Consider the following 22,276-nt stretch of genomic DNA (forward strand, 5'->3'; position numbering starts at 1 on the left):
GGCGGACACGTCGTCCGCTCAGGCCCCGGACGGCCGCAGGTTCCGGCCGCAGGTTCCGGCCGCCGAGCGGCAGGGAATGCCACCTGCGGTGCGATCCCTACCGGCAGGTGATCCCTACCACGGCGGGCGCGACCGCGCCGGGCCCGCCACCCGGCGGGGGCGGCGCGGGGGCGACGCCCTGGGCGGCGAGGAAGGCGGTGATCGCCCGCGCCGGCACGATCGGCAGGCGCGCCGGGGGCACCACCCCCGCGACCCGGCGCGGCGCCGCGGGATAGCGGGCGACGAGCCCGACGAGGACCCCCGACCGGTCGAGCACCGGCGCGCCGCCGGAACCCGGCTGGAGCGCCGCGATCACGTCGCCGCCCCGCGCCTCGCCGGGGGCGGCCTGGACGCCGTCCGGGCCCGGTGCCAGGGCGATCACGCTCTCCTCGGCACCGACGGGCTCGGTCCGGATCGCGGGCCGGAGCGGGGCGGGGGCGCCGGGCACGTCGAGGAGGGCGAGGCCGGCCGGATCCGTGGCGAGCACCCGCGCCGGGGTCGCGCCGACGCGGGGTTGCGCGCAGCCCTCCAGCACGGCGGCGGCGGTCAGCACGCGTCCCGGCGCGACCGCGAGCCCCGCGCCCGTTGCCGGAGCGGGCGAGAGGCTCGCCGGCCTCAGGGGCGCGGCGGCCTGCGGCTGGGGCGCCGGGTTGGCGGCGCGGGTCGCCGGCCCCGGGCCCGAGGGGAGCTGGGCGGCCGGCACCGCGGCGGGATCGGGAAACGGCACGAAGGCGTTCGCCACGGCGATGACGAGCCGGTCGACCTCGGGCGCCAGGGCGCGGTCGTAGCCGAGCAGGAAGCCGCGCACGCCCTCGGGTCCGGACGCGTAGCGGATGTAGGACAGGCCCGGCCCGGTCTCGGCGGTGACCACCACGGTGTCCGGCCGCCGCAGCTTGTAGGTCACCTTGCGGCCGGGGAGCGGCGCGGTCGCCTTCTCGAACAGCGCGTCCAGGCTCTCGGCCCCCGGCGGGAAGGCGCGGGATTCCAGGGTCACGCGCCCGTCCTGGCTCTGCCAGCGGGTTCCGGAGGGCAGGGCGGTCCGCTTCGCCAGGAGGCGCTCGGGCACCCCCATCACGGCGCCGGTCCCGGGATCGACCGCGGCGCGGAAGCGCGCCGCGTTCCGCGCCGCCGCGCCGGCGGCCAGCAGCGCCGCCCGTCCGCGCGGATCGAGGGGGTCGGCCCCGCCGGCCCGGGCACCGTAGGCATTGAGCGCCTCGAAGGTCCGGCGCCCGAAGGCGCCCGACACCACGGCGTTGAAGTCGCCGGTCCAGACCAGGGCGTCCTGGAGCGCCTTGCGGTCGGCCTCCGGCAGGGCCTCGAAGCCGGCCTTCATCGCCTCGAAGGCAGGGTCGGCCGGCGCTCCGGCCGCCGGCGCGGGTCTGGGGGCGGCCCGGGCGGGCGCCGGTCGGTCCTGGGCCGCGACCGGCCCGGTGCCGAGGGCGATCAGGATCGCGACGGCCGTCGCGCGCCGGGCGCCCGGGAACCGACACCGCGACGCGTCACCCGTATCCATTCCCGCCCTCCAACCCTCGTCGCCGCGATCCTGGCAGAGGCCGGCGCGACAGGCCAGATCAATCCGGTCCAGGCGACCGTGCGTCCGGAACCGCGATGCGCTACAGGGCGGATACCCGGCCCCGGGCGGCGGCCGGATCCCGGATCGGTCGTCCGGCCACGCGATGCCGCCACGGTTCGACGCGGAGCCCGGCATGAGCGACACGAACAACACCTTCAAGAAGGCGCCCAAGCGCAAGGCCGCCAAGGGCAAGAGCATCAGCGTGTCGCCGGAGATGCGGCAGGCCTATGCCGACCTGATCCAGGAGCGCGCGGAGAAGCAGGAGGCCTACGGACGCCACCTGCCGCAGGAGGAGACGCGGCGGCGGTGACGCGCGCGGATCGGGGTCGCGCCGGCGGCGCGAGGCCCCGACCGGACCGTCCGTTCAGCGCTTGCGCACGAATTCGGTGCGCAGCACCAAGCCCTTGATGGTGTCGTGGCGGCAGTCGATCTCCGCCGGATCGTCCGTGAGCTGGATCGAGCGGATGACCGTGCCCTGCTTCAGGGTCTGGTTGGCGCCCTTGACCTTGAGGTCCTTGATCAGCGTGACCGAATCGCCGTCGGCCAGGACGTTGCCGGCCGCGTCGCGGACGGCCGTCGCCTCGGGGGGCGTGGCCGCGGAGCCGGGCGGGAGCCACTCGCCCGTCGCCTCGTCGTAGACGTAAGCCTCGTCGTCGCCGCTCAAATCCGTGCCCCCTGTTCGGATCGGGGCCGGGTCCCGTCAGGATCTCGCGGGCCCGTCATCCGCGCGCGTCCCGGCACACTGAACCGGTCAGCGAGTCGGCGCGGGACGCCGCGAGCTTAGCCGATCGGGCCGGCCCCGCGCGAGAGCGGCGGGGCCGGCCCGATCGAGAGCCTCACCGCTTCAGCGGGCCGGCCTCGATCACGTCCTCGACCGTGCGCAGGCCGGCGCGCGGGGAGTTGACGAGGCAGGCCATGTTGCCCGGCGGGTGCTGGTTCTTCCACATCTTGGTGTGGGCCTGGGGAATCTTGTCCCAGGGGAAGACCTCGCTCATGCACGGGTCGATCCGCTGGTCGAGCACGAACTGGTTCGCCGCCGAGGCCTGCTTGAGGTGGGCGAAGTGCGAGCCCTGGATGCGCTTCTGCCGCATCCAGACGTAGCGGGCGTCGAAGGTGATGTTGAAGCCGGTCGTGCCGGCGCAGAACACCACCATGCCGCCGCGCTTCACCACCAGCGCCGAGACCGGGAAGGTTGCCTCGCCGGGATGCTCGAACACGATGTCGACATCCTGCTTGCCGGTGATGTCCCAGATCGCCTTGCCGAACTTCCGCGCCTCCTTGGTCCAGGCGTGGAATTCGGGGCTGTTGACCTTCGGGAGCTGCCCCCAGCAGTCGAAGTCCTTGCGGTTGATGACACCCTTGGCGCCGAGGCTCATGACGTAGTCGCGCTTCGACTCGTCCGAGATCACCGCGATCGCGTTGGCTCCGCTCGCCGCGCAGAGCTGCACGCCGAACACGCCGAGGCCGCCGGAGGCGCCCCAGATCAGCACGTTCTGGCCCGGCTTCACCGTGTGCGGGGCGTGGCCGAACAGCATGCGGTAGGCGGTGGCGAGCGTCAGCGTGTAGCAGGCGGCCTCCTCCCAGGTGAGGTGCTTGGGCCGCGTCATGAGCTGGCGGGACTGCACCCGGCAGAACTGCGCGAAGGAGCCGTCGCCGGTCTCGTAGCCCCAGATGCGCTGCGAGGGCGACAGCATCGGGTCGCCGCCGTTGCACTCCTCGTCGTCGCCGTCGTCGCGGTTGCAGTGGACGATGACCTCGTCGCCGACCTTCCAGCGCTTCACCTTGGAGCCGACCTTCCAGACGATGCCGGAGGCGTCGGAACCCGCGATGTGGTACTCGCCCTTGTGGACGTCGAAGGGCGAGATCGGCTCGCCGAGGCCGGCCCAGACGCCGTTGTAGTTGACGCCCGCCGCCATGACGTAGACCAGCACCTCGTCGTCGCCGATCTCCCAGACCGGCAGCACCTCGAGCTGGTGGGACTGCTCCGGGGGTCCGTGCCGCTCGCGCCGGATTGCCCAGGCATACATCTTGGCCGGCACATGACCCAGCGGCGGGATCTCACCCATCTCGTAGAGGTCCTTGACCTCCCCGCCCGTCGGACTGATCGCAGCGCTCGCCGCCATCTCGCTCTCCTCTCGTCCCGCGTGTTCCTCACGGCCGCGGTTCTCCATCGCGCTATAGCGGCGTTGCCGGAGGCGTCCAAGTGGGCCGAAAGTCGAAAGCCGACGGTTTCCGACATGAAAAAAGCGCCAGCACAGGGCGGGTGGCCACGTATTCAAAATCGGCTTTCCGGCAGACCAAGTATTATTCGGCGCTGGCCTTGGCCATCCCGGTGCCGAGACCTTCCCCGACTCCGCAGCCGCGGGCCTCAGCTGCTCCCGGGCGCCCGGCGAGCACATGCAGCTCTAAGTCCTTGGTCCGACAAGCTCTCTCGCGCCTGAACAGCGACAGGTCCCGCGAAGAACAGATCAGGTGGGCTTTATACCAGCACTGACAAAGCCGGTCGCGACCGTCGCCCGGCACCGTCCGGACCGCGGTCGCGGGCGGCGGACGGGCGGCGGCGCGCCGCGGCGCCCTCAAATCCCGCTGTTCCGGCGGGCAAGTTTTTTCATGAGCCGGGGAAGCCCGCGCGGGCGTCTTGCACTTCCGTCCCGGATGACGCGTGCTCAAGCCTTCGCTACGGTGACCGCAAGGCCGCGCCCCGCGCGGATACAAAGATCACACGGAGGCGAGGAATGGGCGCGAGCGTCGCCGAGACCAGGAGCGACAAGTCGAGCCGCGACAAGCCCTGGATCATCCGCACCTACGCGGGGCACTCGACCGCGGCGGAGTCGAACAAGCTCTATCGGGGCAACCTCGCCAAGGGTCAGACCGGCCTGTCGGTCGCCTTCGACCTGCCGACCCAGACCGGCTACGACCCGGACCACGAGCTCTCCCGCGGCGAGGTCGGCAAGGTCGGCGTCTCGATCGCGCATCTCGGCGACATGCGGACCCTGTTCCAGGACATCCCGCTCGCCCAGATGAACACCTCGATGACCATCAACGCCACGGCCCCGTGGCTGCTGGCGCTCTACCTCGCGGTGGCCGAGGAGCAGGGCGCGCCGATCGCCGCGCTCCAGGGCACGACCCAGAACGACATCATCAAGGAGTACCTGTCGCGCGGCACCTACGTGTTCCCGCCCGCGCCGTCCCTCCGGCTCACCAAGGACGTGATCCTGTTCACGACCAGGAACGTGCCGAAGTGGAACCCGATGAACGTCTGCTCCTACCACCTGCAGGAGGCGGGGGCGACGCCGGTCCAGGAGCTCTCCTACGCGCTCGCCATCGCCATCGCGGTGCTCGACACCGTGCGCGAGGACCCCGAATTCGACGCCGCGAGCTTCCCCGAGGTGTTCGGCCGGATCTCGTTCTTCGTGAACGCGGGCCTGCGGTTCGTCACCGAGATCTGCAAGATGCGGGCGTTCTCGGAGCTCTGGGACGAGATCGCCCGGGAGCGCTACGGCATCGACGACCCGAAGAAGCGCATCTTCCGGTACGGCGTGCAGGTCAACAGCCTCGGGCTGACGGAGCAGCAGCCGGAGAACAACGTCCACCGCATCCTGATCGAGATGCTGGCGGTGACGCTGTCCAAGCGCGCCCGCGCCCGCGCGGTGCAGCTCCCGGCCTGGAACGAGGCGCTCGGCCTGCCGCGGCCCTGGGACCAGCAATGGTCCATGCGCATGCAGCAGATCCTGGCCTTCGAGACCGACCTCCTCGAGTACGACGACATCTTCGACGGCAGCCACGTGATCGAGGCCAAGGTCGAGGCGCTGAAGGTCGAGACCCGGGCCGAGCTGGAGCGGATCGGCGGCATCGGCGGCGCGGTCGCGGCCGTGGAGACCGGGGCGCTCAAGCGCGCGCTGGTGGAGTCGAACGCCCGGCGGATCTCGGCCATCGAGGCCGGCGACCAGATCGTCGTCGGCGTGAACAAGTGGCAGCAGGGCGAGCCCTCGCCGCTCACCGCCGGGGAGGGGGCGATCTTCTCCGTCTCCGAGACCGTCGAGATGGAGGCGCAGGGCCGGATCCGCGAGTGGCGCGGCCGCCGCGACGCGAGCGCGGTCGGCCAGGCCCTCGACGCCCTGGAACAGGCGGCGCGCTCGGGCGCCAACATCATGCCGCCCTCGATCGAGGCCGCGAAGGCCGGCGTCACCACCGGCGAGTGGGGCGAGCGCCTGCGCGCGGTCTTCGGCGAGTATCGCGCGCCCACCGGCGTGACCCTGGAGACGGTCTCGGCCGGGGCCGCCGAGGAGGCCAAGCTGCTGATCGCCGATCTCGGCGAGCGGCTGGGCGAGACGCCGAAGCTCGTGGTCGGCAAGCCCGGCCTCGACGGGCATTCCAACGGCGCCGAGCAGATCGCGCTCCGCGCCCGCGACGTCGGCTTCGACGTCACGTACGACGGCATCCGCCAGACGCCGGCCGAGATCGTCGCGAAGGCCAAGGAGACCGGCGCCCACGTGGTCGGCCTGTCGATCCTGTCCGGCTCCCACGTGCCGCTGGTGCGGGAGGTCCGCGCCAAGATGCGCGAGGCGGGGCTCGACCACATCCCGGTGGTGGTCGGCGGCATCATCTCGCCCGAGGACGAGCTGGTCCTCAAGAACATGGGCGTGCGCGCCGTCTACACGCCGAAGGACTACGCCATCGACCAGATCATGGTCGGGCTCGCCAAGGTCGTGGAGAAGGGTCTCGATCGACGGGACGGCCCGGCGGATCAGCCGCGCGCCGAGGCCCAGGTCTACTAGCGGACCGAGCCTGCCCGGTCCGGGCAGGCCCCAAACAACCTTAACATTTATCGGACAAGTATTGGCCCCGATCCCAGACACGGGATCGGGGACCAACTCCTATGCGCGCCGGTATCTCCATCGCGGCCAAGCTCGGCCTGTGTCTCGCGGCCCTGGTGCTGCTGATCGCCGCGACGAGCGGCCTCTCGCTGGCCGAGCTGGGCCGCATCGAGTCCGCCGCCGCGCAGCTGCGCGACACGCGCGTCCCGGCCACCGACGCCCTCGGCCGGATCGGCATCAACTTCATGCGGCAGCGGGTCAACGCCGTCCGCCTGATCACCGCCGACACGCCCGCGCTGCGCGCCGAGGTCGCCGACCAGATCGCCAAGCGCGACGCGCTGCTCGCCGCCCAGTACGCCCGGTACGAGGCCCTGCCGCTGACCCAGCCCGAGCGCGAGGCCTACGCGGCCTTCCGCCAGCACGTCGCCACCTACGCCGAGCAGCAGCGGGAGGCGGTGGCCAAGGCCGAGGCGGGCGACGTCGCCGGCGGGCAGCGGATCTACAACACGACCATGTCGGACAGCATCCGCGCCATCATGGCCGACTGGGAGAAGCTCGTCGCCCTGAACGGCGACGGGTCGCAGGCGAGCGGCACCCTGATCGCGCAGACCTACGACGCCGCCAAGCGGAACGTGCTGGCGCTCGCCGGCCTCGCCCTCGCGGTGGCGCTCGGGGCCTTCGTGCTGGTGACCCGCGGCGTCAGCGGGCCGCTCAGAAAGATCGCCGCCGTGACGCAGCGCCTCGCGGCGGGCGACGCCGAGGTGACGATCCCCGGGCAGGCGCGCCGCGACGAGATCGGGGCGCTGGCGGGCTCCGTGGTGGTGTTCCGCGACAACCTCGTCCGCGCGCGCGCCCTGGAGGCCGAGACGGCGCTGGCCCGCGCCGATGCCGAGACGCAGCGCCGGGCCGCGACCCGGGCCATGGCCGACGCCTTCGAGCAGGCGGTGGGCGGCATCGTCGGCGGCGTGTCGGCGGCGGCCACCGAGCTAGAGGCCACCGCCCGGTCGCTGACCGGCAGCGCGGCCGAGGCGGCCGGGCAATCCGGCACCGTCGCGGGCGCGGCGAGCGACGCCGCCGCCAACGTCAACACGGTCGCGGCCGCCGCCGAGGAGCTCGGCTCCTCCGTGCAGGAGATCGGCCGGCAGGTCAGCGGCTCGGCGGAGCTCGCGCGGGTCGCCGTCGCTGAGGCGACCAGCACGGTGGCGCTGGTCCAGGACCTGAGCGGCGCGGCCGCGAAGGTCGGCGACGTGGTGGCACTGATCTCCGGGATCGCCGCCCAGACCAACCTGCTGGCGCTCAACGCCACGATCGAGGCGGCGCGCGCCGGCGCCGCGGGCCGCGGCTTCGCGGTGGTGGCCTCGGAGGTCAAGGCGCTCGCCGAGCAGACCGCCCGGGCCACCGAGGAGATCACCGGCCAGATCGGCCGGATCCAGTCCTCCACCGGGCAGGCCGCCTCGGCGATCGACGGGATCGGCCGGCGCATCCGCGAGATCGACGGCGTGGCCGCCAGCATCGCGGCCGCCGTGGAGCAGCAGGGCGCGGCCACCCAGGAGATCGTCCGCAACGTCGCCGAGGCGGCCGCCGGCACCGGCGCGGTGACCGGCACCATCGCGAGCCTGGCCCAGTCCGCCGAGGAGACCGGCGCCGCCGCCGCCCAGGTGCTCGGGGCCGCGAGCGAGATGTCGCGCCAGTCCGAGCATCTCGGGGCCGAGGTCGCGCGCTTCCTCGCCACGGTGCGGGCGGCGTAGCCCCCTCACGGTCGGGCGGCGGATCGCGTAGGACCGCGCCATGCCGCCCGACATGCCGCCCGCCCTGACCGCGATCCTGCTCCTGGCGGTGCCCCTCGCCGCCGCCCTCTCGGCGGGCCTGATCCTGCGCCTGCGCCCGCTGCTGCAGCGCTACGCCCTGGCCCGGCCGAACGCCCGCTCCAGCCACACCGTGCCGACCCCGCAGGGCGGCGGGATCGCCGTGGTGACGGCTCTGGTCACGATCTCGGGCCTGCTGATCGCGGCGCCGGAGATCGGCGGCCGGCCGGACTGGACCTGGCTCGCCGGCGGCGCCCTCGCGCTGGCGGTCCTCGGCGCCGTGGACGACGTCCGGCCGCTGCCGGTCGCCCTGCGGCTCGCCGTGCAGGCCGTGGTGGTCGGCCTGCTGGTCTGGCACCTGGACGGGCGCCTGCTGCCCGGCCTGCCGCTGTGGCTGGAGCGCGGCCTCGCGCTGCTGGCGGGCCTCTGGTTCGTCAACCTGACGAACTTCATGGACGGGCTCGACTGGATGACGGTCGCGGAGATCGTCCCGGTGGCGGGCGCGCTCCTGCTGCTCGGCCTCGCCGGGCACCTGCCGCCGCTGCCGACGCTGGTGGCGGCGAGCCTGCTGGGCGCGGTGCTGGGCTTCGCGCCGTTCAACCGGCCGGTCGCGCGGCTCTTCCTCGGGGATGTCGGGTCGCTGCCGGTCGGGCTCGTCACCGCGTGGCTGCTGTGCCAGCTCGCCCTGGCGGGCGGGCTCGCCGCCGCCCTGCTGCTGCCGCTCGTCTACCTCGCCGATGCCAGCCTGACCCTCGCCGCGCGGGCGGCGCGGGGCGAGCGGGTCTGGGAGGCCCATCGCGGGCACTATTATCAGCGGGCCACCGTCAACGGGCTGACCGTGCCCGGCGTGGTCGGACGGGTGTTCGCGGCCAACCTCGCCCTGGCGGCGCTCGCCGCCGCGACCTTGCTTTGGCCGTCCTGGCCGGTCACGCTCGCCGCATCGGCCGCCGGGCTCGTCCTGGTCGCCGCCCTGCTCCGCCGCTTCGCCCGCGCCCCGGCGCCGGCCCCAGCCGAAGATGCCGCCCAGCCGTGACAGAGGCCGCCCAGCCGTGACCGGACTCATCGCGCTCACCGGGGCGACCGGGTTCATCGGCCGCCACCTGCTCGCCGACCTCACCGCGCGCGGCTACCGAGTCCGCGTGCTGCTGCGCCGGCCCACGACCGTGCCGGAGGGCGCGGCGAGCGCGGTCGTGGGCGACCTGACCCGCCCGATCAACATGGCGGCGGCCCTCAGCGGCGTCGACGCGGTGGTGCACTCGGCCGGCCTCGCCCACGCCATGTCGGGGGCACCGGAGGACGACTACCGCACGCTCAACACCGAGGCGACGCGCCGGCTGGCGGAGGCCGCGGCGCGCGCGAAGGTGCGCCGCTTCGTGTTCCTGTCGTCGATCCGCGCGCAGGTCGGGGCGAGCGCGCCGGGCGTGGTCGGGGAGGGCGATCCGCCCCGGCCCACCGACCCCTACGGCCGCTCCAAGCTCGAGGCCGAGGCGGCGCTCGCCGAGACCGGCCTGGACTGGGTCGCGCTGCGCCCGGTCCTCGTCTACGGGGCCGGCGTGAAGGGCAACATGGCCGCGCTCCTGCGGCTGGCGCGCAGCCCGTACCCGCTGCCGCTGGGCGGCCTCGCGGCGCGGCGCTCGCTGATCGCGCTGGAGAGCCTGTCGGGCGCCGTGGACGCGGTGCTGGCGGCGCCCGGCCCCCTGAACCGCGCCCTCGTGGCGGCCGACCCGGACCCGCTCAGCCTGCCCGAGATGATCGCGGCGCTGCGCCGGGGCCTCGGCCGCGGCCCGGGCATCGTCCCGGTCCCGGCCGGGCTCCTCCGGCTGGCCTGCCGGGTGACCGGCCGGGACGCGCAGTTCGCCCGCGTCGCCGAGGGGCTCGTCGCCCGCGCCGACGGGCTCGCCTCCCTCGGCTGGCGGCCGGCCGGGCCGACCCGCGACGGGCTCGCCCGGCTGGCCCGCGACGGCGGCTGAACGCGGGGCTGCCTCAGCGGCCCGCGTAGATGTCGGTGATCTTGCCGAGCAGCGACAGGGCGTCCGCCTTCGAGCGCTGGAACGCGTTGCGGCCCACGATCGAGCCGAACCCGCCGCCCGCCTGGATGGCCCGGATCTCGTCGAGGAAGCTGGCCTCCTCGGCCTGGGCCCCGCCGGAGAAGATCACGATCCGCCGGCCGTTGAACGCGCACTGCACCACGTGGCGGACGCGCTCGGCCGCCGTGCCGATCGGGATGCCGGTCGATTCGTAGACCTTCTTCGCCGCCGGCTGCTCGATATGGGCCGAGGGCAGCTTCACCTTGATGATGTGGGCGCCGAGCTGCGCGGCGATCTGGGCCGCGTAGCCGATCACGTCGATGGCGGTCTCGCCCTCCTTCGACAGGGCCGAGCCGCGGGCGTAGGACCAGATCACCACGGCGAGGCCGACGCTCTTGGCCTCCTCGGCGATCGCGCGGATCTGCCCGTACATGGCGTTGCGGTGGGCGGAGCCCGGGTAGATCGTGAAGCCGATAGCGCAGGCGCCGAGCCGCAGGGCGTCGGCCACCGAGCCGGTGATCGCCTGCTCGGGATCCTCCTCGTCGGCCAGGAGGTCGTGGTCATTGAGCTTCAGGATCAGCGGGATGCGCCCGGCGTAGTCGCGCGCGCCCGCCTCCAGGAAGCCGAGCGGCGCCGCGTAGGCGTTGCACCCCGCCGCCAGGGCCAGCTCGAAATGGTAGTGCGGGTCGTAGGCCGGCGGGTTCGGGCCGAAGCTGCGGGCGGGCCCGTGCTCGAAGCCCTGGTCGACGGGCAGGATCAGCATCTTGCCGGTGCCGCCGAGCGTCCCGTGCTCCAGCATCCGGGCGAGGTTGGTGAGGGTCCCGGGGCTGTCGGCCCCGTACCACGACAGGATCTCGGTGACGCGGGCGGATCGGTCCATCGGGCAGCCTCCTGGCCAGAGACCGTCGCGCCGCGGATCGGGCCGCGGGCCGTGCTGCGGACGGCTCCCGGTCGGAACGGTGCGGGCAAAGCCGCGGTTCCCGCACGCGGCGCTTTCGGCTAACCGGGCCGGAGCGGGCGCCGCCCGGTCCGGCCGCGCGCCCGAACCGGCAGCTCCGAGACCGGCCCACGAGACGCGTCAGAGGTTCGCTCATGCGCAGGCTGATCCTGCTGCGGCACGCCAAGTCCGACCGTCCGCCGGGCGTGGCGGACCACGAGCGCCCGCTCAACGCGCGCGGGAAACGGGCCGCCCCGGCGGTGGGCGCCCACCTCGCGCGGGAGGACCTGTGCCCGGATCTCGCCCTGGTCTCCAACGCCGCGCGGACCCGCCAGACCTGGGCCGCGATGGAGGCCGCCCTCGGCAGCCCCGAGACGCGCTGGCACTCCGAGATCTACGAGGCGCCGGCGGATCGGATCCTCGGTGTGATCCGGCAGGCGCCCGACGCGGCCGCCACGCTGATCGTGGTCGGCCACAATCCGGGCCTCGGCGACCTCGCGGCGGCGCTCGCGGGGTCGGGGCCGCGGGCGGCCCGGGACCGGCTGGCCCTGGAGTTCCCGACGGCGGCCTTCGTGGTGATCGACTTCGAGGACGACCGCTGGGCGGAGATCGCGCCGGGCCGCGGGCGCCTCGACCGGTACGTGCGCCCCCGGGACATCGACCCGGACCTCGGGGGCTGACGCCTCAGGCGACCGGCACCGCGACGGCGTGCGCCTCGACCTCCGCGTGGGTCGGCAGGGGCGAGCCTGGCACGAACGCCTCGAAGGCCGCCCAGAAATCCTGCCGGATCGCGTCGCGCTCGGTCAGGATCTCGTGCCGGGAATCCGGCAGGACCAGGATGTGGCCGGCCTTGAGCCGGGCGGCGAAGCGCTCGGTCTCCGCCGTGCCGCAGACCGGGTCGGCGCCCGCCGCGACGATCAGGGTCGGCAGCCCGATCCGCGGTGCCGCCCGGGGGTCGCGCAGCCGCGCCATCGCGCGGAACGCCTCGGCGAGCCACGCGATCGTCGGGTCGCCGACCGCGCCGGCGCCGACCTGCCGGGCCGCCGCGGCGTTGCGGGCGTAGCGGACCGGGTCGCGCGACAGCCGGTTGCCGGCGTACGGGTTGGTGGCGATCGAGACCGGCTTGCCGAACGGGATGTAGCGGCTCCCGAGGCCGATCCGCTGCAGGCCCCGCGACAGGATCGCGGCGCCGGCCGGCCAGCGGACCATCCGGATCGACAGCATCGGCGCCAGGGTCACCAGCCGCCGGAACGGCAGCGCGCCGTCGAGGGCCGCGAGGAGGGCGACGCATCCGCCCATGGAATGCGCGAGGCCTACATGGGGCTCGGGCATCAGCGGCACCAGGATCGTCTCGGTCACCGCCCGCAGGTCGAGGCGGTAATCGTCGAACCGGGCGACGTGGCCCTTGTGCGGATCGTCCACCCGCCGGTCCGATTCGCCCTGGCCGCGCCAGTCGAACGCCACGACCGCGAAGCCCCGGGCGCGCAGCTCGTGGATCGTCTCGTAGTACTTCTCGATGAACTCGGCCCGGCCCTGGAGCAGGCAGACCGTGCCCCGGCAGGTGCGCGCCGTGGTCTGCCAGTAGGCCGCCCGCAGGGTGCAGTCGTCGCGCGTGCCGACGGCGATCAGCGTGCCGCCCGGCGGCACCGGGTTGTCGGGCGTGCTGCGCAGGGTCAGGAGCGGCGGCTCGCGCCCGGTGTCACCGTCGAAGCGTCTCACTGGCCTCACCTCAGCGCCTCCGCGCATCGTCCGATGCACGCCCGGATGCACTCTGCGACCGTAGCGAAAAAATCTCGTTTCCGACCCTCGCCGGGGGTCTTGAAGCGCGATTTTCCCCCTCCGATATCTCGTCTGTGCCGGCCGTCAGGCGGCACGAGAGACGGGTCCGGCCCATCGGGCGGACCGGAATTGCATGTTGCTCAGACGAGGATATGTCATGCGTCAGTTCGATCTCGCTCCTCTGTACCGTTCCACCGTCGGCTTCGATCGCCTGTTCTCCGCCCTCGACCAGTTCGCGAGCGCCGAGGCGGCCCCGACCTACCCGCCCTACAACATCGAGCGGACCGGCGAGAACGCCTACCGCATCACCGTCGCGGTCGCCGGCTTCACCGAGTCCGACCTGTCGATCGAGGTGCGGGAGAACGCGCTCACGCTGAAGGGTGAGCGCAAGGCCGAGGGCAAGGCGGAGTTCCTGCACCAGGGCATCGCGGCCCGCGCCTTCGAGCGCCGGTTCCAGCTCGCCGACCACGTCCAGGTGACCGGCGCGGCGCTCGAGAACGGCCTCCTCCACATCGACCTCGTCCGCGAGGTCCCGGAGGCGAAGAAGCCCCGTCGCATCGAGATCGCCTCGGCGGCGCGCCCCAGCGCCCCGGTGATCGAGGGCGACGTCCGCAAGGACGCGGTCCAGCAGGCCGCCTGATCCCGCCCCGCGCGGAACCGTCAGGTCCCGATCAGGCTCTCGGAGCGCCCCGGCCCCCGGCCGGGGCGCTTTCTCGCGTCGGCTGTCATAATGGCGTGTGGCCGTCGTGCTCTCTGTCGGATTCGACGGTGCACGGACGCGCACCCGGAGTGAACCCGACCATGGTCGCCAATCTCGCCCGCGGAGCCTACAGCGCGCTCGGAGCCGGCTGGCACAGGGGCGTGCAGTGGGGCGTCGGCGCGCCGATCGCCAAGCTGCGCCGCCGGCCGGTCGCGCTGCCGGGCATCGCGGGCGCGGGCGGGATCGACGACGTGCTCTCGGCCGAGCGGGCGATCCGCCTGCCCGAGCCGCTCGAAGGGCGCAGCCTCGGCCGCATCGGCAGCCTCGAGGTCCGGCTGGCGACGCGGAAATCCGAGATCCGGCGGGCCCAGCGGCTGCGCTACAAGGTCTTCTACGAGGAGATGTCGGCGGTGCCCTCCGGGCTCGCCGCCCTGTCCCGCCGCGACGTCGACGGCTACGACGCGGTCTGCGACCACCTGCTCGTCCTCGACCACGCGGCGCCGCGGCGGAAGAAGCCGTTCGTCGAGCCGCGCCCGAAGGTCGTCGGCACCTACCGGCTGCTGCGCGGCGAGGTGGCCGAGCGGCACACCGGCTTCTATTCCGAGGGCGAGTACGACCTCGCGCCGCTGCTCGGCGCGCAGGGGCACCGGCGGCTCCTAGAGCTCGGCCGCTCCTGCGTGCTCAAGCCCTACCGGAGCAAGCGGACCGTCGAGCTGCTGTGGCAGGGCATCTACGCCTACGTCCTGCACCACCGGATCGACGCGCTGATCGGCTGCGCAAGCCTGGAGGGCACCGACCCGGACCGGCTGGCCCTGCCGCTCGCGTTCCTGCATCACCACGCCCGCGCGCCGGAGGGCTGGCGGGCCCGGGCGCTGCCGGAGCGGGCGGTGGCGATGGACCGGATGCCCCGCGAGGCGGTGGACGCCAAGGCGGCCCTGCAGGCGCTGCCGCCCCTGATCAAGGGCTACCTGCGCCTCGGCGCCACGTTCGGGGACGGCGCGGTGATCGACCGCCAGTTCGGCACGACGGACGTGTTCGTCACGCTACCGGTCGAGGTGATCGGCGCGCGCTACCGGGGCCATTTCGCGCCGGCCGGGTGAGAGCGCGGGCTATCGGAGGCGAGAGCCCGCACCGTCCTCGCGAGCGGAGCGAAGCGATCCGGGAGCGCCACGCTTCGCAGGGTCGCGCTGCCCTGGGTTGCTTCGCACCGCTCGCGAGGACGAGGGCGCTGCAGCCCCTCAGAGATCCCCCAGCGCCAGCTGACCCTGGTTGCGCGCCTTGGGCGGCGCGGCCTTGCGCTCCTTGGCGCGCGCGGAGGCGGGGCGGGCGGCGGCCGCCTTCCTGGGCTTCGGGTCGCCGCGCATCCGGGCCACCGCCTTGTCGCGGGCCACGGCCTCCGGGGCGTTCGGGTCGTCGCTCAGCCACTTGCCGCGCTTGATCACCTCGTTCACGCGGCCCTGGTTGACCCCGACCTTGAAGGCGATCTCCTGCTGGGTCATGCCGGTCGTGGCGTGCAGGTCCAGGATCGCCCGGGCGAGTTCCGGGGTCATCTTCTGTCCGGTCAGCCGCCGGGCGGGCTTGACCGTCCGGGTCGCGCGGTCGCGCTCGCGCAGGCGCTCCAGCAGCGCCAGCGCCATGTTCATGCCGTGCTCGCGCAGGGCTTCCTCGAATTCCTTCAGGGTCGCCATCGGCGCCATCCTCCGCCGGGCTCTCGGGCCGGGTGCTGGCCGGGGAACGTGCCGGGAACGAACCGGTTGCGCAAGCCGATCGGGTGGCTGCCCTCCGCCGCGGCGGTGGATGACAGCCGCCGTCCACCGGAAATGCGCGGCTCTGGCCTCCCCCCGGCCGCTCCGCTAGAGGGGGCCGGACCGTGACGGCAGCCAGCGCGCAGACGATGATCAGCCCGATCCGCAGAGTCGCCCCCGGCGAGACGCCCGGCTCCCTCGCGCGGGAGCTGGAGGCCGGGGCGGTGCTGCTGTTCCCCGATCTGCCCTTCCCGTTCAGCGACTTCGAGCGCCGGTTCACCGAGCGGCCCTTCGCGGACGGCAAGGCCAAGAACGTCAACATCCGCGGCGAGGCCGCCGAGCTGCGCGGCGCGGCCGGCACGCCGGAGGAGCAGGAGGCCCTGCGCCAGCTCCTGATCCGCTACCGCGCCTTCGCCCGAGACCTGATCGGCACCTACCTGCCCGCGTATCGCGACCGGGTGAGCCTCGCCGGCACCTCCTACCGGCCCTTCGACGTCGACCGGCGCAAGCTGAGCTGGCGGCGCGACGACACGCGCCTGCACGTCGACGCGTTCCCGTCGAACCCGATCGGCGAGAAGCGGATCCTGCGGGTGTTCCGCAACATCAACCCGGCGGGCGAGCCGCGCCGCTGGCGGGTCGGCGAGGATTTCGGCACGATGGCGGAGAAGTTCCTGCCGCGCCTGCCCGGCTACGCCCCGCTCTCGGCGCGCCTGCTGGCGGCACTCCGCGTCACCAAGGCCCGGCGCTCAGAATACGACCACCTGATGCTGCACCTGCACGACGCCCTCAAGCAGGACGAGGCGTATCAGGCGTCGGCGCCCCAGGCCGACGTGGAGTTCCGCCCTGGCGAGACCTGGGTGACCTTCTCGGACCTCGTGATGCACGGGGCCATGGGCGGCCGCTACATGCTGGAGCAGACCGCCTACCTGCCGGTCGCCGCCCAGGCCGACCCCACCTTGAGCCCGCAGCGCATCCTGGCGGCCAAGCTCGGCCGCGCCCTTCGCACCTGAGAGAGGGACGTCACGTCATGATCCTCGAGATCGCGCAGATCGAGATCAAGCCCGGCCTGGAGGCCGAGTTCGAGACCGGCATCGCCGAGGCCTCGGCGATCTTCAAGCAGGCCAAGGGCTGCCGGCACTTCGAGGTGCGGCGCTCGATCGAGCACCCGCAGCGCTACCGGCTGCTGATCCACTGGGACACGCTGGAGGCCCACACCACGGACTTCACCGGCTCGCAGCCCTGGCAGGATTACCGCGCCCTGGTCTCCCACTGCTTCGCCGGCCCGGTGGCCGTCGAGCACGCCGAGCAGGTGCTGAAGGCGTTCTGAGCCCCGGCGCGGGGCCGGGCAGGGCCTCGAGCGGTTCGGAGCGTTGCGAGCCCGACCGCCGGTGCTAGGCTCCCGCGCGACGGGACCCGGGACGAATCATCGGGATTGCGGGTGGGGAACAGGCTGATGGCGCGGCTCGGACGGCTCGCGGGTGCCCTGGCGCTCCTCGGAGGGATCGCCAGCGGTCCGGCCCTCGCCCAGACTCCGCTCGCCCAGACCTCGCCGGCGGCCCGCACCGCGCCCCGGCCGGTCGCGGCCGTCGCGGCGCCCTTCGCCAGGACCTTCGTCCGGGCCGACCTCGCCAGCGCGGCGGTCCGCCTGGAGACCGCGCTGAAGGCGGAAGCCGGGGGGCCGCTCCGGCCCGCCGGCCAGTCCCGCGCCGCCGGGTTAGCCCTGCTCGCCGCCGACAAGCCCGACGAGGCGCTGGCGCCGCTCACCGCCGCGGTGGCGGCCGACCCGGCCGACGGGCGCAACTGGCAGGCCTACGCCCGCGGGGCCGCGGCGGCCCTGGGCGCCCTCGAGGACAACGACTACCAGGGCCGGTCGCGCCTGCGCGGGCGGGTGACGGCTGCCGCCTACCGCGCCTACGAGCGCGCCGGCACGGCCGCCGACGCCGCGGCGTCGCTGGCCGCGCTCGGCGCCGCGGAGGCCGAGCAGGAATCCTGGCGCCCGGCGCTCGACGCCTACGCGGCGAGCCTCGCCCTGGCCGAGACCGGTTCGGTCCGGGAGACCTACGAGACCCTGCGGGCGGAGCACGGCTTCCGCATCCTCGACTACAAGGTCGATTCCGACGCGGCCGCCCCGCGGGCCTGCTTCACCTTCTCGGAGGCGATCAGGCCCAAGACCGACTACGCGCCGTTCTTCGCCGTCTCGGGCAGCAGCGCGGCCGCGGTGACCGGGGAGGGCTCCCAGGCCTGCGTCGACGGGCTCAAGCACGGCGGCCGCTACGCCATCGTGGTGCGCCAGGGCCTGCCCTCGGCGGTCGGCGAGAGCCTGCTCAAGGCCGCCGACTACGAGATCTACGTCCGCGACCGCGCCCCGCAGGTGCGCTTCACCGGGCGCAACTACGTCCTGCCGCGGACGGGCCAAGCGGGCGTGCCCCTGGTCTCGGTGAACGCGCCGAAGCTCGACGTCGAGGTGCTGCGCATCGGCGACCGCGGCCTGCTGCCGACCCTGCGGTCCGAGGACTTCCTCGGCCAGCTCAGCGGCTCGACCGCCCGGACGATCGCGTCCGAGAAGGGCCAGCGCGTCTGGAAGGGCACCCTCGACACCGCCAAGGCCGAGATCAATCAGGAGGCCGTCACCGCCTTCCCGGTGCTGCAGGCCGTGGGCAAGCTGGAGCCCGGCCTCTACGTGATGCTGGCCCGGCCCTCGGGCGTGGCCGCCTCCGACGAGGAGTACGACACCCAGGCGACCCAGTGGTTCGTGGTCTCCGACCTGGGGCTCACCGCCACCAAGGGCCGGGACGGAGTCACCGTGGTCCTGCGCTCGCTCGCCTCCGCGCAGGTGATGCCGGGCGCCGAGATCCGGCTGGTCGCCCGCAACAACGAGGTGCTGGGCACCCGGACCACGGACGCGCAGGGCCACGTCGCCTTCGATCCCGGGCTCGCCCGCGGGGAGGGCGGCCTGGCGCCGAGCCTCGTGGTCGCCCAGACGGGCGGCGATTACGGCTTCCTCGACCTCAACCTCGGCGCCTTCGACCTCACCGACCGCGGCGTGAAGGGGCGGCCCGAGACCGGCGGCCTCGACGCCTACCTGTTCCCGGAGCGCGGGGTCTACCGCACGGGCGAGACCGTCCAGCTCACCGCCCTCCTGCGCGATCCCCGCGGCGCCGCCGTGCCGGACCTGCCGCTGACCCTGGTGGTCAAGCGGCCGGACGGCGTCGAGTACCGGCGCGTCTCGGTGCCCGACCAGGGGCTCGGCGGCCGGGCGCTGCCGCTGCCGCTCCTGTCGGGGGCGATGCACGGCACGTGGCGGGTCTCCGCCTACACGGACCCGAAGGCGCCCGCGATCGGCGAGACCAGCTTCCTCGTGGAGGATTACGTCCCGGAGCGGCTGGAGGTGACCCTCAAGGCCCGGCAGGCAGCCCTGAACCGGGGCGAGGCCGCGCAGGTCGACGTCGCCGCCCGCTACCTCTACGGCGCCCCGGGCGCCGATCTCGACGTGTCGGGCAGCGTCACCGTGCAGGCGGCCGGCACCAGCGGCATCAAGGGGCTGGAGAACTACGCCATCGGTCTCGACGACGAGGCCGTGGAGCCGGCGACCCAGGAACTGCAGGACCACGCCACCACGAACGCGCAGGGCGCCGCCACCGTCATGGTGCCGGTGCCCCAGGTCGCGGCGCCGCGGGCGCTGGAGGCGAAGATCACGCTGGCGGTCGGCGAGCCCGGCGGCCGGGCGCTGTCACGCAGCCTGACCCTGCCGATCCTCCCGGCCAACCCAGTCCTCGCCCTGCGCAAGGGTTTCACCGACCTCAAGGAGGGCGGGATCGCGGGCTTCGACGCGGTGTTCGCGAGCCCCGACGGGGCGCTCCTCGCCCGACCGGGCGTGAGCTGGACCCTGTCGCGGATCGACTCCTCCTACCAGTGGTACCGGGCGGACGGGCGCTGGTCGTTCGAGGCGGTGAAGTCCGCGCGGCGCATCGCCAGCGGCACCGTCGACCTCACGGCCGCCGGCCCGAGCCGGATCGAGGCGCCGGTCGGCCTCGGCCGCTACCGGCTGGAGGTCTCGACCGCGGGCGCCCCGGAGGCGACCGCGAGCCTCGGCTTCGAGGTGGGCTGGGGCGGCTCCGAGACCGCGGAGGCGCCCGACCTCCTCGACCTGACCCTCGACAAGGCCGCCTACGCGGCCGGCGACACGCTGCGGGCCAAGCTCAGCCCGAAGTTCAGGGGTCAGGCCAGCCTGATGGTCGTCAGCGACCGCGTGCACCAGACCCTGGAGGTCAGCGTGCCCGAGGGTGGCACCACGGTCAGCATCCCGGTGAAGGCCGAGTGGGGCGCCGGCGCCTACCTGGTGGCCACCGCCTACCGGCCCCTCGACCAGGCGGCCAAGCGCCTGCCCGGCCGGGCGCTGGGTCTGGCGTGGTTCTCGGTGGACCGGGAGCGGCGCAGCCTCGGGGTCGCCCTGAAGGCGCCGGAGCGGGCGCGCCCGCGCCAGGACCTGACCCTGCCGGTCCAGCTCACCGGGCTGAAGGCCGGCGAGCCGGCGCGGATCACCGTGGCCCTCGTCGATGTCGGCATCCTCAACCTGACCCGCTACGCGGCGCCGGATCCGACCCAGTACTTCCTCGGCCAGCGGGCGCTCGGGCCGGAGGTCCGCGACCTCTACGGCTACCTGATCGACGGCATGCAGGGCTCGGCCGGGGCGATCCGCTCCGGCGGCGACGCGGGCGGCGGCGAGCTCGCCGATTCCCCGCCGACCCAGGCGCCGCTGGCGCTCTACTCAGGCGTCGTCACCGTGGGACCGGGCGGCGCGGCCAGCGTCACCTTCCCGATCCCGGCCTTCAACGGCACCGGCCGCGTCATGGTCACCGCCTGGAGCGGCGACCGGGTCGGGCAGGCGCAGGCCGACGTGATCATCCGCGACCCGGTCGTGCTCAGCGCCACGCTGCCGCGCTTCCTCGACACCGGCGACCGCTCGCGCCTGTTCGTGGCTCTCGACAACGTCGAGGGGCCGGCGGGCGAGTACACGGTCGACCTGAGCCCGACCGGCCCGGTCGTGGTCGGCGCCAGCGCGCTGCGCCAGACGCTGCGGCTGGAGGCCGGCGCCAAGGGCCAGTTCGCGATCCCGCTCACCGCCGCCGGACCCGGCACGGCCCGGCTCGACCTCGCCCTGTCGGGGCCCGGCCTCCCGGCCGCCCTCAACCAGAGCTTCGCCCTGGGGATCGCGCCGGGAACCGGCGCCCTGCTGCGCCGATCGGTGCGCAGCCTCGCCCCCGGCGCGAACCTGACGCTGACCTCGGACCTCCTCGCCGACCTGCAGCCCGGCACCGGCAGCGTCTCGCTCTCGGCCACGGCCCTGCCGGGGGTCGACGTGGCGGCCCTGCTCCGCGCGCTCGACCGCTACCCCTACGGCTGCTCCGAGCAGGTGGTGAGCCGGGCGATGCCGCTGCTCTACGTCAACAAGCTCGCGGCCCTGGAGAAGCTCGCCCTCGACGCGGGCGCCGACGACCGGGTGCGCGAATCGATCGAGCGCCTGCTCGCCCGCCAGGATTCGAGCGGCGATTTCGGCCTGTGGTCGGCGCAGGGGTCGAGCGACCTCTGGCTCGACGCCTACGTGACCGACTTCCTGACCCGGGCCCGCGAGCGCAACTTCGCGGTGCCGCAGAAGGCCTTCGCCCAGGCCCTCGACTACCTGCGCAACGCGGTGGCCAATGCCACCGAGGTGCGCAACGGCGGCGCCGACCTCGCCTACGCGGCCTACGTGCTCGCCCGGAACGGCCGGCCGGTGATGGGCGACCTGCGCTACCTCGCCGACACCAAGATCGGCGACTTCTCTTCCGCCCTCGGGCGGGCGCAGCTCGCCGCCGCCCTGGCGCTGCTCGGCGACCGCGGCCGGGCCGCCAAGACGATGGAGTCGGCGCTCACCGTGCTGCGCGCCGAGCGCGACAAGGGCCTGTACCGCGCCGATTACGGCTCGCGCCTGCGCGACGGGGCCGGGCTGATCACCCTGGCCGCCGAGAGCGGGCTGGCGCAGGGGGCGCTGGGCCCCGCGGCGGCCGCGCTCGGCGAGGAGCAGCAGACCGAGCGTCCGACGAGCACGCAGGAGAATGCCTGGATGGTGCTCGCCGCCGAGAGCCTGTCGAACGAGGCGGGCGCCCTGTCGTTCACCCTGGACGGCGCGCCACAGACCGGCCTCCTGGCGCGGGTCTACCGGGAGGCGGCCCTGGCCGACCGGGGCGTTCAGCTCACCAATACCGGCCGCGCGCCTGTGCAGGTGGCCGTGACCGTCAACGGCAGCCCCCTGGTGCCGGAACCGGCGGCGCAGCAGGGCTACACGATCGAGCGCAGCTTCCGCCGCCTCGACGGCAGCACCGTCGACCCGGCGAGCGGCCTGCGCCAGAACGACCGGCTGGTGGTGGTGCTCAAGGTCACCGAGGCCAAGGCGGAGGCCGCGCGGCTCCTGCTGGTCGATCCGCTGCCGGCGGGGCTGGAGATCGACAACCCGAAGCTCCTCGACGCCGACGCGCTCCAGGGGCTCGCCTTCGCCAAGTCCGACGTCCAGCCGGTCCACACCGAGTTCCGCGACGACCGCTTCGTGGCGGCCTACGACCGCGACCCGAGCCAGTCGGCCTTCTTCACCGTGGCCTACACGGTGCGGGCGGTCTCGCCCGGGACCTACGTCCACCCGGGCGCCACCGTGGAGGACATGTACCGGCCGGCGCGGTTCGGCCGGACCGCCTCGGGCAGCGTGACGGTCGGGGCGGCGAAGTAGGACGGATTCCGTTCGAGCGCTGCGCCCGACGGGGCTTTCCCGTCATCGCGAGCGCAGCGAAGCGACCCAGGACAGCGCGTCATCGGTGAGCGCG

General features: G+C 73.9%; 17 protein-coding genes. 11 read left to right on the forward strand and 6 right to left on the reverse strand.

Annotated elements, in window-relative coordinates; genetic code table 11:
* Window positions 1-97: 97 nt before the first annotated feature.
* Complete coding sequence (locus tag LOK46_RS05760; protein WP_273562892.1) at window positions 98-1,552, reverse strand: S1 family peptidase; 1,455 nt, start codon at window positions 1,550-1,552, stop codon at window positions 98-100.
* 193 nt (window positions 1,553-1,745) lie between these two features.
* Between LOK46_RS05760 and LOK46_RS05765 the strand changes: the two genes are divergently transcribed.
* Entirely contained in the window at window positions 1,746-1,922 is a 177-nt protein-coding gene (locus tag LOK46_RS05765; protein WP_273562893.1) for a hypothetical protein, read from the forward strand.
* 54 nt (window positions 1,923-1,976) lie between these two features.
* On the opposite strand, the gene LOK46_RS05770 is transcribed toward LOK46_RS05765, so the two are convergent.
* Both LOK46_RS05770 and ccrA read right to left on the reverse strand, forming a co-directional pair.
* The gene (locus LOK46_RS05770) at window positions 1,977-2,276 is read right to left on the reverse strand and encodes an alkylphosphonate utilization protein (RefSeq protein ID WP_273562894.1); all 300 of its coding nucleotides are present in this window, start codon (window positions 2,274-2,276) and stop codon (window positions 1,977-1,979) included.
* A gap of 172 nt (window positions 2,277-2,448) precedes the next feature.
* The gene (gene ccrA / locus LOK46_RS05775; protein ID WP_012318106.1) at window positions 2,449-3,735 is read right to left on the reverse strand and encodes a crotonyl-CoA carboxylase/reductase; all 1,287 of its coding nucleotides are present in this window, start codon (window positions 3,733-3,735) and stop codon (window positions 2,449-2,451) included.
* 612 nt (window positions 3,736-4,347) lie between these two features.
* Between ccrA and LOK46_RS05780 the strand changes: the two genes are divergently transcribed.
* The 4 genes from LOK46_RS05780 (at window position 4,348) to LOK46_RS05795 (ending at window position 10,204) form a co-directional block, all read left to right on the forward strand.
* On the forward strand, window positions 4,348-6,390 hold the full coding sequence (locus tag LOK46_RS05780) for a protein meaA (protein ID WP_273562895.1): 2,043 nt from the start codon (window positions 4,348-4,350) through the stop codon (window positions 6,388-6,390).
* 101 nt (window positions 6,391-6,491) lie between these two features.
* The gene (locus LOK46_RS05785; protein ID WP_273562896.1) at window positions 6,492-8,177 is read left to right on the forward strand and encodes a methyl-accepting chemotaxis protein; all 1,686 of its coding nucleotides are present in this window, start codon (window positions 6,492-6,494) and stop codon (window positions 8,175-8,177) included.
* A 40-nt stretch (window positions 8,178-8,217) separates the two neighbouring features.
* On the forward strand, window positions 8,218-9,267 hold the full coding sequence (locus LOK46_RS05790) for a glycosyl transferase (RefSeq protein ID WP_443192872.1): 1,050 nt from the start codon (window positions 8,218-8,220) through the stop codon (window positions 9,265-9,267).
* Window positions 9,251-10,204, forward strand: coding sequence for an NAD-dependent epimerase/dehydratase family protein (locus LOK46_RS05795; RefSeq protein ID WP_443192873.1), 954 nt, complete (start codon window positions 9,251-9,253; stop codon window positions 10,202-10,204). Before LOK46_RS05790 ends, LOK46_RS05795 begins: the two co-directional genes overlap by 17 nt.
* 13 nt (window positions 10,205-10,217) lie before the next feature.
* Here the strand turns inward: LOK46_RS05795 and LOK46_RS05800 are convergent, their stop codons facing one another.
* The gene (locus LOK46_RS05800; RefSeq protein ID WP_273562898.1) at window positions 10,218-11,141 is read right to left on the reverse strand and encodes a class I fructose-bisphosphate aldolase; all 924 of its coding nucleotides are present in this window, start codon (window positions 11,139-11,141) and stop codon (window positions 10,218-10,220) included.
* A gap of 212 nt (window positions 11,142-11,353) precedes the next feature.
* On the opposite strand from LOK46_RS05800, the gene LOK46_RS05805 reads away from it, so the two are divergent.
* Window positions 11,354-11,878 carry a SixA phosphatase family protein gene (locus LOK46_RS05805; RefSeq protein WP_273562899.1) on the forward strand — a complete coding sequence of 175 codons (525 nt, stop codon included), beginning with the start codon at window positions 11,354-11,356 and terminating at the stop codon, window positions 11,876-11,878.
* A gap of 4 nt (window positions 11,879-11,882) precedes the next feature.
* Here the strand turns inward: LOK46_RS05805 and LOK46_RS05810 are convergent, their stop codons facing one another.
* Complete coding sequence (locus tag LOK46_RS05810; RefSeq protein ID WP_273562900.1) at window positions 11,883-12,917, reverse strand: alpha/beta fold hydrolase; 1,035 nt, start codon at window positions 12,915-12,917, stop codon at window positions 11,883-11,885.
* A 217-nt stretch (window positions 12,918-13,134) separates the two neighbouring features.
* Between LOK46_RS05810 and LOK46_RS05815 the strand changes: the two genes are divergently transcribed.
* Together LOK46_RS05815 and LOK46_RS05820 are read left to right on the forward strand one after the other, a co-directional pair.
* A complete protein-coding gene (locus tag LOK46_RS05815; RefSeq protein WP_012318116.1) occupies window positions 13,135-13,617 on the forward strand; it encodes an Hsp20 family protein in 483 nt (160 codons plus the stop codon).
* A gap of 161 nt (window positions 13,618-13,778) precedes the next feature.
* On the forward strand, window positions 13,779-14,777 hold the full coding sequence (locus LOK46_RS05820; RefSeq protein WP_273564547.1) for a GNAT family N-acetyltransferase: 999 nt from the start codon (window positions 13,779-13,781) through the stop codon (window positions 14,775-14,777).
* A 138-nt stretch (window positions 14,778-14,915) separates the two neighbouring features.
* Here LOK46_RS05820 and LOK46_RS05825 read toward each other — a convergent pair whose 3' ends face one another.
* On the reverse strand, window positions 14,916-15,365 hold the full coding sequence (locus LOK46_RS05825; RefSeq protein WP_273562901.1) for an RNA polymerase subunit sigma-70: 450 nt from the start codon (window positions 15,363-15,365) through the stop codon (window positions 14,916-14,918).
* Between the two features lie 206 nt (window positions 15,366-15,571).
* On the opposite strand from LOK46_RS05825, the gene LOK46_RS05830 reads away from it, so the two are divergent.
* The 3 genes from LOK46_RS05830 (at window position 15,572) to LOK46_RS05840 (ending at window position 22,182) form a co-directional block, all read left to right on the forward strand.
* The gene (locus LOK46_RS05830; RefSeq protein WP_273564548.1) at window positions 15,572-16,432 is read left to right on the forward strand and encodes a Kdo hydroxylase family protein; all 861 of its coding nucleotides are present in this window, start codon (window positions 15,572-15,574) and stop codon (window positions 16,430-16,432) included.
* Between the two features lie 17 nt (window positions 16,433-16,449).
* Window positions 16,450-16,749: an antibiotic biosynthesis monooxygenase family protein gene (locus LOK46_RS05835; RefSeq protein ID WP_273562902.1), complete on the forward strand. Its 300-nt coding sequence runs from the start codon at window positions 16,450-16,452 to the stop codon at window positions 16,747-16,749.
* Between the two features lie 126 nt (window positions 16,750-16,875).
* Window positions 16,876-22,182 (forward strand): alpha-2-macroglobulin family protein, encoded by a 5,307-nt coding sequence (locus tag LOK46_RS05840; RefSeq protein WP_273562903.1) that lies wholly within the window; start codon window positions 16,876-16,878, stop codon window positions 22,180-22,182.
* Window positions 22,183-22,276: the final 94 nt, after the last annotated feature.

The sequence above is a fragment of the Methylobacterium sp. NMS14P genome, from assembly GCF_028583545.1.
GTDB lineage: Bacteria > Pseudomonadota > Alphaproteobacteria > Rhizobiales > Beijerinckiaceae > Methylobacterium.